We start from the raw sequence: 14,070 nt of genomic DNA, 5'->3' as shown, positions 1-14,070 counted from the left end.
CATAATTTGAAAACTTAGCGCATTTGTAAAAAAAGACAGCGCTTCAAACGCTGTCTTACTTCAACCATTTTGTTCTTTAGCCCTTTGCATAAATCTTGCGTACTTGCCGGTAACAGGCTCGTCAGAGGGCTCAATGCCAGCCTTTGCGAGGATATCCAGCGCTTCTTGGGGATAATCGCCCGTATATTCAAGCTCCAGCTCAAAGTCGGTCTTGCCGAGATATTCGCTCTTGTCGAGACAAATTTCGGTCTGAGCAAAAGTCCTGCAAAGCCTGCGCTGAGTGTGTAGCGCACCTGCAAGGTCGGCGGTAGGGAAGTCCATTCCCGTGAGCGCTGATAACTCCTCAGCCGAAAGCCTGTCGGGCAGCGCCGTGAGCTCCTGCTCGAACTCTTTTTTGATATGCAGCGCACCGTCCTCAGAAACGGGCACTTTCATTTGCAGAAACAGCCTTTCGCCGATCTGCCGCACACGGATACTTGTCATACCCGTATCGCCGCAGGGAATATAGTAAAAATTGGTCTGCTCGATAGTCTCCGCCCATTCAAAAAGTTTTTCGGCGGTGTCGTACTGGGCCTCGGTGAGGGGTATCTTTATTTCTTTTTCGATGTTTGGGGTCATAGTTTAGGTCTCCGATCGTATGTTATTTTTTATATTATACCACGCAGGCGGCATTTGTCAAGCGGCGAAATTGTTGTCTTTTTGTTGCACTTTTTTCGTTGTTGCTCAAACTAATAAACATCACACAAAACAAAAAAGCCCTTAAACACGCAGTTTAAAGGCTTTCCTGTGGAGCTGCTAACCGGGCTTGAACCGGTGACCTCGTCCTTACCAAGGACGTGCTCTACCTACTGAGCCATAGCAGCGAACCAACTAATCACAGTTATTTATTATACACTATGTCAGTCGGTTTGTCAACCCCTTTCGGGGACTTTTTTCAAACTTTTTGTGCCGCCTTAGCTACTCTATCTCGTCAATGTCGTCGTCCGATGATAGGTCAGTCGGGTCATAATCATCATAAGCGTCCATAAAATTGTACTTCTTGCCCTTGTATTCGTACTGTATCACCGTGCGGAGATTGACGTTGTAAACGCTCTTGAAAATGTTGTTTTCGATGTTCGGGTTGGTGGCACGGAACTTTGCGATAAGCTCCTTCATCTCCTGCCGCTTGGAGACCTCGCCCTTCTTTTCAAGCCCCTCGTAACTCTCCGTAAATCGGCAGGCGCAGCGGATAAAGTGCAGATCATTGTAGTTCACCCAGTCCACAATGTCTGCCTCTTTTACCATATAAAGGGGTCTGATAAGCTCCATACCCTTGTAATTTCTCGAGTGCAGTTTCGGCATCATCGTCTGAATTTGTCCGCCGTAAACCATACTCATAAGTATCGTCTCGATGATGTCGTCAAAATGATGACCCAGTGCGATCTTGTTGTAGCCCAAGTCTTGCGCAAATTTGTAAAGCCAGCCACGGCGCATTCGTGCGCAGAGATAGCAGGGGTTGCGCTTCTGATTGTAGGCGATGTCAAAGACCTTTGTCTCGAACATTTTTATGGGTATTCCCATAAGCTGGGCGTTGTCGATTATCCGCTGACGATTGGCGTCGCTGTAACCGGGGTTCATCACGATGAATTCCAGCCCGATATCCATTCCTTGGTACTTTTGCAGGTGCTGCATACACTTCGCAAGCAGCATTGAATCCTTGCCCCCCGATATGCACACGGCGATCTTGTCCCCAGGCTTTATCATATCGTAGCGTTCATAGCCCATTACAAATTTGTTCCATATATTTCTGCGGAAGTCGGTGACGATACTGCGCTCGATCTTCTGCTGAGGCGTTAGAGTTCTTGACATAATTTACGTTTCCTTTTTGTTATAAGTTTACAAAGCTGACAGAAATACCTGTTTCCCGTGGAGCAGAGGATCATTATCACAGGGATAAAAGTGACGATATATCTTGGTGGATTTTCCCATATGAGGAAAAACATTATCACACCTGCAAGGGTGACAAGACAGAGGAAAAAGGTTGGTCTGCGGTGCTTTCCTGCGGCGTATAGCGCACCTAACGCCATACCAATGAGCATTGCGCTGTGGGAGCCGTCAACAAAAAATCTCAGCTGCCAGCTTTTTAGTATTGCACAAAGCTGACCTGTTGGCTCTGAACGTGATATGTACTTGCGGTATGAGAATCCGCCGCCGCTCCAAGTTATCGCTATCTTGTGATAGACCTTTTTGCAAAGCTTTTGCGGCGTGTTTATCTTGCCAAGCCTTGCCTTTATCTCACGGATATTCGCTTGTTTTTTCTCATCATATGTCTTAAATGACATTGTGAAGTCAACGTCCTCGTCAACGTGGGTCTTGTCCTTTTCGTTAAGGCTCATCATGATCCAGTGGGTGACAGGAAAGCGGTAGCGGTCGATCATTTCTTTGTTGGATATGCCCATTGCGATACCGCCGTAATAGGCGCATTTTGATACACCTATGAACAGCATTACTGCTGTAAGACTGAGGATAAGCCCTCTTTTGACGCCGATCTTCAGTATGAAAAATATCACCGCCGCCACAAGCATTAACGCAATGCTGCCCTTGACCGTGTTGCCAACTGCGATGAATAGACTTGCGATAAGACCGAAAATAATGCATTTGCGTAGGCTTTTTGCCTTGACCGCAAGGGTGAGAAAATACAGCGCACAGCTCACAAATATCATTCCTGCGGTATCGGAATGAAAAAACGGCGTGTATAGCAGCATAACGGGCAGCGTTGTGGTGATAATGCCGCAGAAAAGCTGCTGGCTGTGGCTTGCAAATATCTTTTCGCCTGTGAGAAATGTGAGTATGGCGCTCAGCTGGATAAGAATTATGTTCAGCGTTTCGCCTGCATAAATGCTCACACCGCCTGTAAAAAGCTTCCAAACAGCGTAAAATGGTATCTGTAAGTATATCATACCCCAAGCATTTGGATATTTTGCGGCGTAAATGCGATAGCTTTCTTTGACCTTGCTAAGGTCGTCACCCATAACAAAGCTTTTGGCGAATTCGCCTGTTATTTTCGGATCGACCATTTCATAGTTGTAATTTATATACCGCACAAGAAATATCTGCTCCACAAGCAAAATTCCGCAGAAAATGGCAAAGATGATCCGCACACGCTTCTTTGTCAGCTTGCCTTCAAATTTTTTCAGCAGCAGCCAAATCACTGTGAAAATGCCAAATACTAAAAGCCCCAGCACGATCATTCCGAACTTTCGCCGATTGAGATAAGCCCCGAACACAGTTGCGGAGCACATCAAACACACCAATGCGCAGATGATCGCACACAGGCGGCTTAATTTTCCAAGTTTCATTGTTGTCACCTTATTCTGTTGTAAAGTCGTTCGTTTGTTCTGTTCGTTTTTTATGTTTTTTTCTACAATGAATTATAGCATTGACTTAAAATAGTGTCAATGTGTTTATCAGCGAAATTAACATAAGTATTTTTTGTAATTTTAGTGAAAAAAACAACAGTTAGGGCGGCATTTGACGGTTTGTATATTGACAATGGCGCAGATAGGTGTTATAATAAAATCAAACAATAGTTCATATTGAAAGGCGATAATTATGACACGCTGTAAATGGTGCAATGAGAATAATCCGGCATATGTAAAATATCACGACGAGGAGTGGGGCGCACCAAACTTTGACGAGGGCTACCTCTTTGAAATGCTGGTGCTGGAGTCCTTTCAGGCAGGGCTTAGCTGGGAGTGTATCCTCAACAAGCGTGAAAGCTTTCGGGCGGCATTTGACGGTTTTGACCCTGAAAAAGTCTGCGCCTATGACGGGGCAAAGCAAGCCCAGCTTGCACAAAACAAGGGGATAGTCCGCAATCGGCTGAAAATCAAAGCCAGCGTGACCAATGCCCGAATTTTCCGTGACATCGCCGCAGAGTTCGGCACTTTCGGCAAATATCTTGAAACTTTCACAGGCGGCAAGACCTATTTTGAGGTCGGCAAGACCACCAGCCCCCTGTCCGACCGCCTTTCCGCCGACCTTAAAAAGCGTGGAATGAAATTCGTGGGCAGCACCATAATTTACTCATATTTGCAGGCCATAGGCGTGATAAATTCCCACGATGAGGGGTGCTTTTTGCACGTTGGAGAATAATAAAAACGAGCAGAAAATTCTCTGCTCGCTTTTTATGCCTATTTTTATTCATCCCCTATGGAACAACCTCTTCAACCAAGCGAAAAAGCCCTTTTTCTTAGGCGGTTCAGCCTTTGGTTCAGCCGATGTCTCCGCAGCAGTTTCCGCCGTATCTGCCTTGACCGCTGGGGTATCTTGCGCAGGGGTCGGCTCTGGCTTTGGAGCTTCCGTGATCGGTGCGCTGGCGGCTTGGGCTGGCTGGGCTGGCTGGACTGGCTTTGGTGCTGAATGGGTGTTGGCGTAGGCTTCATTGAAAAACCTGTTCTGAGCGTCGCAAGGCACGTCGCCTATCTCCGCACGGGCGTATTTGCCGTCGGGCTGCATGATCCTTGCTTTCACGTTGTCCTGCATTTGGGTGGCGAAAATGTCGAGCACTCGCTTTTTAACGTCCTCGTCAAGTATTGGCGCTGCCACCTCAACTCGCCTTGTGGTGTTTCGGGTCATATAATCTGCGCTGGAAATATACACCTTTTTGCGCACTCCCGAACCGAATATGTATATCCTTGCGTGCTCGAGATATCTGCCCACTATGGAGCGTATATGCACGTTTTCAGTCACTCCTGGAACGCCTGCGACTAGGCAGGAAATACCTCTTATAACAAGCTCGACCTTAACGCCTGCCTGTGAACACTCGATAATTTTATCCATAAGTACTTTGTCGGTGAGGGAATTGAGCTTTGCGGCAACATAGCCCTCGCCGCCTGCCATTGCAACCTTTATTTCGTCCTCCATAAGCTCAAGCACATTGTTTTGCAGGCAATGTGGTGCGACCATTAGGGCTTTGGAATTTTCCACAAGCTCGCCCATAGAAAGCGTTCTGAAAACCTCGCAAGCGTCCTCGGCGATAGTGCGGTCGGCGGTCATAAGGCAGAGATCTGTGTAAAGTCCTGCGGTCTTTTCGTTATAATTGCCTGTTCCGACCTGCACGGTATACTTCACCTGCTTATCCACCTTTCGTGTGATAAGGCAAAGCTTTGAATGGACTTTCAGACCTTGCGGACCATACATAACGTGGCAGCCCGACTCTTCCAGCAGCTTTGACCAGCCAATGTTGTTTTCCTCGTCAAAACGTGCTCTAAGCTCCACCAGCACAAGGACTTCCTTGCCATTTTCTGCGGCATTGCAGAGGGCTTTTATGACCTTTGAATTTTTCGCAACTCTGTAAAGTGTCATCTTTATTGACGTGACGGTCTCGTCCTTTGCCGCCTCGTCCAGCAGTCTCAAAAACGGCTTTATGGACTCATATGGATAATGCAGGAAACGGTCTTTCTCGTCAATCTGCTCAATCATCGGGCGGTTTGGGTCGATACTTGCAGAGGGCTGCGGCTCTTGCTTCGGGAAAAACATTAACTTTCTGTCCTTGGCCTTGTCAAAAACTGCGAACACATAGGACATATCCAGCGGCGCTTTTTCAACGAACACCTGCTTTGAAGAAAGTTCCAGCCGTGAAAGCAGCTCGTCAAGGACAAGCTCTGAGAACTGTTTTGAAAGCTGAAGTCTGACAGGGCAAAGGCGCTTGCGCTTGCTGATGAGGACGGACATATTCTGCCTTGCGTCAAGCTCGTCGTCAAAGCCCTCGTCCACGTCGATATCGGCGTTTCGTGTCACACGGATAAGGGAGCGCTCCTCAATTTTATAGCCCGAGAAAACGCTTTCGGCATAGTGGAGGATAACGTCCTCGACGAGGGTATAGCAAAGCTCGCCGTCCGCAGATGGCAGGATTATGACACGCTGAAATTTCTCGCTGCAACCAACGATACCAAGCATAACCCCAGCCTTTGAGCTAAGCTTAGCGACCGCATAGATCGCCCCATTTGCGAGGAAAGGGAAGGGGTGGCGCTTGTCAATGATGAAGGCGTTGAGGAACGGTTTTATCTCGTATGCGTAATATGCGTCGAGAAATTCCCTCTGCTTTTCGTCGAGATTTTTCACGGAGATATGCGAAATTTTCGCAAGCTCCAGCTCCTTTGAAATGGCACGGAAGGTCTTATCTTTCAGCGGCACAAGCTCGTGAACTCTCGAAAAGATAGCGTTGAGCTGCTCCGACGGGCGCATTTTGGACTTATTGTCCTTATGGCTGTCGTCCACCAATGAAGCGTCATAAAGCGAGCCCACACGCACTCTGAAAAACTCGTCCAGATTGCTTGCGAATATGGACTGGAACAGCAGCCTTTCAAGCAGCGGCGTGCGGCTATCCCGTGCCTCTTCAAGCACTCTTTCATTAAATTTAAGCCAGGATAACTCTCTGTTATCATAGACTTTCAAACTCATATTCTTTCTCCTTGATTGTTATATAGATTGAAATTATTTGTGTTTTCTCTCGTCACAATACATCTATTATATTATACCTGTAAATCCTTTCAATGTCAACGCCGCCAGCGTAAAACCCAAGTAAAATAAATAAGGACAGGCAAGAAATTTATCTCACCTGTCCTCATATGTGTATTTTATATCGTCCTGTAATTATTTGTCTGCAAAAGCATTATTGATAGCCGAAACCAGCGCTTTGATAGACGATACGATGATATCGGAATGTCTGCCAACGCCCCAGTATGTGTGCTCGCCATAGGAAATGCCGACGTATGAAACGGCTTCTGAGGTGGACTTTCTTTCGAGAGCGTGCTCTGTGTAAGTCTCTACTGTGAAGTTCTTGCCCAGCGCTGTCTTGATAGCGTTTGCTACTGCGTCAAGACGGCCGTTGCCCTCTGCTGTGTAATCGGCGGTTTCGCCGTTGATAGTCGCTGTGATAGCAGCGCAGATAGTGCCGTTCTTCTTCTGAACGTAATGTGCCTCTGGGATATCAACAGGGTCGCACTTGTTGAGGTATTCGTCCTTGAATATCTTGTAGACCTCGTCAGGCATAAGCTCTTTGTGCTTGTGGTCGGAAACAGCCTTTACCTTGTAGCCGAAGTTCTCTCTCATCTTCTTTGGCAGGTCGTAGCCGAACTGGTTCTGAAGAATGAAGCCGATACCGCCCTTGCCCGACTGTGAGTTTATTCTGATAACGTCGCCGTCATACTCTCTGCCGACGTCGTGTGGGTCGATAGGCAGATATGGAACTGTCCACTTGTCGCAGTTCTTTTCTTTTCTCCAGTTCATACCCTTTGCGATAGCGTCCTGATGTGAGCCTGAGAATGCGGCGAATACCAGCGAACCGGAATATGGGCTTCTTTCATAGACCTTCATTCTTGTAACTCTCTCATAGAGCTCAACCAGGGCTGGCATATTGGAGAAGTCCAGCTTAGGGTCAACGCCGTGGGTGTACATATTCATTGCTACTGTAACGATATCGGCGTTGCCTGTTCTTTCGCCGTTGCCGAAGCAAGTGCCTTCAATTCTGTCGGCGCCTGCAAGCAGACCCATTTCGCAGTCTGCAACTGCACAACCTCTGTCATTATGTGGGTGGAGGGAAACTATAACGTTCTCTCTGTTGTGGAGAGTATCGCACATATACTCTATCTGTTGAGCGTAAACGTGGGGCATTGACATCTCCACAGTTACAGGCAGATTGATGATGACCTTGTTGTCAGGTGTTGGCTGCCAAATGTCGATAACGGCGTTGCAGATATCTCTTGCGAACTCCGGCTCTGTGCCTGTGAAGCTCTCAGGAGAATACTCGAATGTGATGTGTCCCTTAGCCTGCTTCTTGTACTCGTTGCAGAGTGTAGCGCCGTCTGTTGCGATCTTGATTATCTCTTCCTTTGACTTGCGGAATACCTGTTCTCTTTGTGCAACGGAAGTTGAGTTATAGAGGTGAACGACTGCGTGCTTAGCGCCGTCGATAGCCTCGAATGTTTTCTTGATGATATGCTCTCTTGACTGAGTGAGCACCTGTATAGTAACGTCGTCAGGTATCATATTCTTTTCGATAAGTGTGCGGCAGAACTCATACTCTGTCTCGGAAGCGGCAGGGAAGCCTATCTCTATCTCCTTAAAGCCGATCTCCACCAGCTTTGTGAAGAATTCCAGCTTTTCTTCAAGGCTCATAGGGATAATGAGCGCTTGATTGCCGTCTCTCAGGTCAACCGAACACCAAGCAGGTGCGTGGTCAACATATTCCTTTTCAGCCCACTTCATACATTTTACAGGTGGCATATAATAGCCTCTCTGATACTTTTCAACATTTTTCATCTGGGTTTCCTCCTTATAATATTATATCAACTGCGATTTACGATAGTCAAGGCGATAAGCGCAGGCATAAAAAAATCGCCGCTCCTAAACTTAGGAGAGACGAGCATTAGCCGTGTTACCACTCTCATTCACATACGGCTCACACCGCATATCTCAGCCGCATCTATCAATGCGTATCTCTATAACGGGAGACACCCGTGAGCGGCTAATATGATTTCACCGCACAGGCTCGGGGACGAGTTATTACAAAACCGAAATACCGCCTCGCACCGACCGACGGCTCTCTGAAAAATTCTGCGCTTTGCTTTTGTTCCTGTCAAAGCCTTTTCTATATTGATTTTATTATACTCACACTTCCCACATTTGTCAATAGGGGTCAAGGCGATTTAACAATTTGTTAATATTACTATCCCGTACAAAAATCTTAAAATATTCTTATTTCCCATTTCAAATGCTTAAAAGTCTCTTAAACAGGGGGGCGTTTGGTTGACATTGTGGGCGTGATGTAATATAATAAATATGTCGACAGGAAATTATTAAAGTAGTGTCTAGTGATAAGGCGCTGCAACTTTTGTACAAAAGGGGATCATTATAATGATATTTGACAGTATAAAAAAGCTTGTGACCTATGGTCTTGAGAGCGGACTTATCAAGGAGAGCGACAGGGTCTATGCCACAAACAGGCTTCTTGAAGCCCTTGGTCTTGAGGAGTATGAAGAGCCTAGCGAAGAGTTCAAGGACGTTGACCTTGAGAGCACGCTGAAAGAGCTGCTTGATTATGCGGTGGAGAAAGGGCTCACGGAAAATTCTGTGGTTTACAGAGACCTTTTCGACACAAAGCTTATGGGTCTGCTCACGCCGAGACCTTCCGAGGTGGACACGATGTTCTGGGGGCTTTACGATCACCAGTCACCAAAGGCGGCAACGGAATATTTCTACAAGCTTTCGCAGGATACAGATTACATAAGACGTTACAGGGTAAAGAAAGATATGCGCTGGATAGCTCCAACAGAGTACGGCGACCTTGACATCACCATCAATCTTTCAAAGCCGGAGAAAGACCCTAAGGCCATTGCGGCGGCTAAGCTTGCAAAACAATCGGGCTATCCAAAGTGTTTGCTTTGTTATGAGAACGTTGGATATGCAGGCAGAGTAAATTCTCCTGCAAGACAGAACCACCGTGTTATCTCGCTGAAGATAAACGGCGGCGATTGGGGACTTCAGTATTCGCCGTATGTTTATTATAATGAGCATTGTATCCTTTTCAACAAGAAGCATACGCCTATGGTCATTGACCGTTCGGCTTTTGAGAAGCTTTTTGACTTTGTGGGACAGTTCCCTCATTACTTCATCGGTTCAAATGCTGACCTGCCTATCGTTGGCGGTTCGATACTTTCTCACGAGCATTTCCAGGGCGGACATTACACATTCGCTATGGAGAAAGCACCTGTTGAAGAGAAGATAGTTTTCAAGGGCTATGAGAACGTTGAGGCAGGCATTGTAAAGTGGCCTATGTCTGTTATCAGGATAAACAGCGAGGACAAGGACGCTCTTGTTGATTTGGCTGACAAGATACTAAAGGCTTGGAGAGGCTACACCGATGAGGTGGCATTTATCTTCGCCGAGACTGAGGGTGAGCCGCACAACACTATCACCCCTATCGCACGAATGAGAGAGGGCAGATTTGAGCTTGACCTTGTGCTTAGAAACAACATCACAACGGAAGAATATCCTTTGGGCGTTTATCACCCACATCAGGAGCTTCATCATATAAAGAAAGAAAACATCGGTCTTATCGAGGTTATGGGACTTGCAGTTCTGCCTTCAAGACTTAAAGGTGAAATGGAACAGCTTTCAAAGGTGCTAGTCACAGCAGGCGTTGAGGGCGTTAGAGCAGATCCTGTTATCGAGAAGCACGCCGACTGGGCTGAGGAGATATCACAGAGGAACAACATCACAGCCGAGAACGTTGACGATATCATAAAGAAAGAAATAGGTATCGTATTTGCAAAGGTGCTTGAGCACGCAGGCGTTTATAAGAGAAATAAAGACGGAAAGGCTGCATTTGAAAGGTTCATTGCCTACGTTAATGGCATTTAAAGACTATGTGAACGATATATAGAAAGCAGGTGAACGCCCGTATTCCAATGGGGTGCGGGCTATTTTTATGCTTAGTTTTGCTAAGAGACATTTGAGAGAGATAACGATATTTATTATAGCGGCGGTGCTTATTGCGGCGCTGTCGGTGTTTGGTTATAGGTGGCACGTCCGCAATGTGGTGAACCAAGCTTATGCGGTGAACCCTATTTCTACGGCACAGCTCCAGCAGGCGGCGGCTTCATCGGCGGATAAGCTTATGATAGTCGCTCACCCTGATGATGAAGTGCTTTGGGGCGGCGGACATCTTTATGAGAAAGGCTATCTTGTTGTATGTGTGACGAATGGCAGGAACGAGGTGCGCTCGAAAGAGTTCAAGGACGTTGTGAAGGCTTCGGGCAACGACTGCATTATGCTTGAATATCCCGACAAGGTAAGGGGTCAACGTGATGATTGGCAGCTTGTGGAAAATGGTATCAAGTCAGACCTTGAGAAGATCATGACCTGCAAGAAGTGGAAGCTCATCGCTGTTCACAACAAGAAGGGCGAGTATGGTCACATTCATCACATCAACGTGCATAGATACGTTACGGACGTTTATGACAGCGAGGATATCGACTGCGACCTTTACTGCTTCGGCAAGTATTACAAGAAGTCGCAGATAGACGCTGTTAAGGACAGCATACCGAAGATATCGCAGGAGCAGTATGACTTTAAGAAGAAGCTTGCGGATATGTACACCTCACAGAAAAAGACCGTTGACAAGCTTTGGCATATGGCTTGGTTCGAGGACTGGACCCTTTACAAGCGTTACAGCGAAAACCCCGAATACGACCCTGCTGACAAGGCTGACAATAACACAATAGGAGCGGCTATAAATGAAGCAAAGACCATCACAAACAGTACAAAGAAAGACAAAGCTTAATAAAAAGAACGCCATACACCTCTGTATACTTATAGGGGTGTATCTGTTGTTGGTGCTGGCGCTGACGAGGTTCAAGTATGCTTACGGCTCTGAGCTTGACTGGGGCGGACAGCATTACGCCATTCCCGATTATTTCAGAAAGCTTTTTTACAAGACAGGGGACTTTTTCCCTTCATTTGCGCCAAACATCGGCGGCGGTGAGAACATTTACAATCTGTCCTATTATGGGCTTTATTCGCCTATAATACTGTTCTCCTATCTTCTGCCGTTTGTTAAGATGTCAACATACATTCAGATAGTTTCCATAGCAGGCGTTATGGCGAGCGTGGTGATATTTTACATTTGGATGAAAGGCAAGTTCACGGACAATGCGGCATTTGCGCTGAGTATCGTGTTCTTATTTTCTGCGCCCCTTATTTTCCACAGCCACAGGCACATTATGTTTGTGAATTATATGCCCTTTTTGCTGCTGGGATTTATCGCTATCGAGGGATATTTCGAGGGCAGGCACAAGTCTTTGGTGACATTTTGGGCGTTTATGATGATACTGACAAGCTATTTCTTTGCGGTATCGGGGCTTGCGGCAATGGCTGTTTATGGCGTTTATCGCTGGCTGAGGATAACGGAGAAGCCCACATTCAAGCAGTTTGTGAAGGACGGCGCAGGCTTCGGAGCAAGGCTGATACTTGCGGCGCTTATGGCTTGCGTGCTCATACTGCCGACCTTGAGCTGTATGCTTTCGGGCAGAGACAAGGGAACAAGCGACATAAGCCTGACCTCGTTTATCCCCGGTGTGAACCTCAAGTTCCTGCTTTATTATCACTACTCAATGGGCTTGTGCCTGTTTACTGTGATGAGCATTGTGTCGGCGTTCTTTTCAAAGCAGCGTTGCAGGCGCTTTCTCGGCATTACAATGGCTGTGATAGCAACTTGCCCTATCATCGTTTATCTGCTCAACGGCACGCTTTATATCGACGCAAAGGTGCTTATACCGTTCCTGCCGCTGGGTATGCTGCTGTTCGGACACACATATTTCGACATTATCAGAGACAAGCTTAGGTTAAAGCCTTTGATGATACTGACGACTATCGTTGCCGTTGCTGGGCTTTTGTATTTCAACACCACAAAGAAGATAGAGATATACGTCATTGCGGACTTTATCGTGCTGATGAGCTGTTTGTTTGCATACAAGAAATGGAAGAAAGAATATCTTGTCAACATCGGAATGTCGCTGTGCTTGGTGGTATCGACTGTGCTTGTCAATTTCGGCGACCAGCTTGTGCCGCTTAGTGAGCTTGAAAAAGACGGCGGTAAGGATATAAACGCTTTGGCGGACTATATCGCAAAGCAGGACGACACGGTGAGGACGTCGAACTTTGTTGATGAAGTGAACACGGTGAATATGATCTACAACGCTGATTATTACACCAACACAATATATTCGTCCCTCCACAACAAGAGTTACAACCACTTTTATTTCAACGAGATATACAACGAGAACGCTTACCGCAATCCTGCGCTGACAACTCAGTCACACAACATCATAAGCAATATGTATTTTTCTAACAGGTATCTTATTACAGATGATGACAGCAATGCGCTGACGGGTTACAGCAAGATTAGTGAGAGCGGAGGCTTATCGCTTTTTGAGAACAAGAATGTTCTGCCGCTGGGGTATGCGACGGACAATGTTATGTCGCTGGAAGAGTACAAGGGGCTGAGTTATCCTTACTCTATCGAGGCGCTGTTCAATAACATCATCGTTGAGGGCGACAGTGAAAAGACATTCTCATCGGATATCGAGCGGATAAAGAGCATACAGTTCAAAGAGAGCGACCGCATTACCAACATTGGCGGAAAGTACACTATCGACAGCGACAAGGTGATAAAACAGCAGATAGCTCTGCCAGAGACCTTGACCCAAGACCGGCTTATGTTCATATCCTTTAACGTAAATAATGACATCAAGGGCGGCAAAAAGGACGCTTGGGTGAAGATAAACGGGGACAAGAACAAGCTCACCGCACCGGGCTGGAAATATTACAACAATAACCGCACCTTTGAATACGTTCTGACCCCGAGACAGGGTTACAGCACGGACTATCTGACGGTGGAATTTTCCGCAGGCAAGTACGAGATAACCAACGTGCGCTGCTATATGGTGGACAGGAGCGAGCTTATAAGCGATGTTGACCCATTGCAGATAGACAAGTCGAAAACTGGCGGAGATGTAATAGTTGGTGAGATAGATGTAACAAATGACGGCTATTTCACTATGTCGATACCATACGCTGAGGGCTTCAAGGCATACGTTGACGGCTCAGAGGCAGAGGTAGAAAAGACGGACACGGCGTTCATCGGCTTCAAGATATCAAAGGGCGAGCACGAGATAAAGATAGTTTACACGGCGCCTAGGCTGCATTTAGGCATTGTTTTGTCGGGGGTCGGGGTTATGCTGTTTGTTATCTTGTTGGGGGTCGATTTGGTGAAGAAGAGACGTGCTGATAGACAATGAGGTCGAACCTACAAACATCGTATACCAACGGGCGAACGCAAATTGTTGTGAGCCTTGTCGAACAACAATTTTCCCCTACACATTGGCAGGTTCAAAAACAAAATAAAACAAAGGCTATGGTTTTTATCCCATAGCCTTTGTTGTTTCCTCAATTTCTCAATTAATCCGACATAAATCAACATTTGTCGTAAAACCCGACTGTTGCTTGCTGTTGTCTGTTTACTTTTTC

At 46.6% G+C, this 14,070-nt stretch carries 9 protein-coding genes and 1 tRNA gene; 4 read left to right on the top strand and 6 right to left on the bottom strand.

The features are described 5' to 3' along the window. Nucleotides 1-60: 60 nt before the first annotated feature. From QZ371_RS06340 to QZ371_RS06325, 4 genes are all read right to left on the bottom strand, one after another. Entirely contained in the window at nucleotides 61-618 is a 558-nt protein-coding gene (locus QZ371_RS06340) for a CYTH domain-containing protein (protein WP_295210762.1), read from the bottom strand. A gap of 169 nt (nucleotides 619-787) precedes the next feature. Beyond that, a tRNA-Thr gene (locus QZ371_RS06335) sits at nucleotides 788-863 on the bottom strand. A 94-nt stretch (nucleotides 864-957) separates the two neighbouring features. Further along, the gene (locus QZ371_RS06330; protein ID WP_295210760.1) at nucleotides 958-1,848 is read right to left on the bottom strand and encodes an ATP-binding protein; all 891 of its coding nucleotides are present in this window, start codon (nucleotides 1,846-1,848) and stop codon (nucleotides 958-960) included. After that, the gene (locus tag QZ371_RS06325; RefSeq protein ID WP_295210758.1) at nucleotides 1,833-3,338 is read right to left on the bottom strand and encodes a glycosyltransferase family 39 protein; all 1,506 of its coding nucleotides are present in this window, start codon (nucleotides 3,336-3,338) and stop codon (nucleotides 1,833-1,835) included. Before QZ371_RS06325 ends, QZ371_RS06330 begins: the two co-directional genes overlap by 16 nt. A gap of 253 nt (nucleotides 3,339-3,591) precedes the next feature. On the opposite strand from QZ371_RS06325, the gene QZ371_RS06320 reads away from it, so the two are divergent. Beyond that, the gene (locus QZ371_RS06320) at nucleotides 3,592-4,134 is read left to right on the top strand and encodes a DNA-3-methyladenine glycosylase I (RefSeq protein WP_295210756.1); all 543 of its coding nucleotides are present in this window, start codon (nucleotides 3,592-3,594) and stop codon (nucleotides 4,132-4,134) included. 48 nt (nucleotides 4,135-4,182) lie between these two features. Here QZ371_RS06320 and ppk1 read toward each other — a convergent pair whose 3' ends face one another. Beyond that, nucleotides 4,183-6,444, bottom strand: coding sequence for a polyphosphate kinase 1 (gene ppk1, locus QZ371_RS06315; RefSeq protein ID WP_295210754.1), 2,262 nt, complete (start codon nucleotides 6,442-6,444; stop codon nucleotides 4,183-4,185). 192 nt (nucleotides 6,445-6,636) lie between these two features. Beyond that, nucleotides 6,637-8,304 carry a 2-isopropylmalate synthase gene (locus QZ371_RS06310; RefSeq protein ID WP_295210752.1) on the bottom strand — a complete coding sequence of 556 codons (1,668 nt, stop codon included), beginning with the start codon at nucleotides 8,302-8,304 and terminating at the stop codon, nucleotides 6,637-6,639. A gap of 594 nt (nucleotides 8,305-8,898) precedes the next feature. Between QZ371_RS06310 and galT the strand changes: the two genes are divergently transcribed. The 3 genes from galT to QZ371_RS06295 all read left to right on the top strand — a co-directional run bounded on the left by galT (nucleotide 8,899) and on the right by QZ371_RS06295 (nucleotide 13,841). Beyond that, the gene (gene galT, locus QZ371_RS06305) at nucleotides 8,899-10,404 is read left to right on the top strand and encodes a UDP-glucose--hexose-1-phosphate uridylyltransferase (protein ID WP_295210750.1); all 1,506 of its coding nucleotides are present in this window, start codon (nucleotides 8,899-8,901) and stop codon (nucleotides 10,402-10,404) included. Between the two features lie 67 nt (nucleotides 10,405-10,471). Continuing rightward, nucleotides 10,472-11,326: a PIG-L family deacetylase gene (locus QZ371_RS06300; RefSeq protein WP_295210748.1), complete on the top strand. Its 855-nt coding sequence runs from the start codon at nucleotides 10,472-10,474 to the stop codon at nucleotides 11,324-11,326. Beyond that, entirely contained in the window at nucleotides 11,280-13,841 is a 2,562-nt protein-coding gene (locus QZ371_RS06295) for a YfhO family protein (RefSeq protein WP_295210746.1), read from the top strand. The genes QZ371_RS06300 and QZ371_RS06295 overlap by 47 nt, the downstream gene beginning before the upstream one ends. The last annotated feature ends 229 nt before the right edge of the window (nucleotides 13,842-14,070 follow it).

Origin of the sequence: Ruminococcus sp. (assembly GCF_019423705.1) — a bacterium.
GTDB lineage: Bacteria > Bacillota > Clostridia > Oscillospirales > Ruminococcaceae > Hominimerdicola.
The sequence above is the reverse complement of the archived record's forward strand: the minus strand, read 5'-3'. Positions and strand labels throughout refer to the sequence as shown.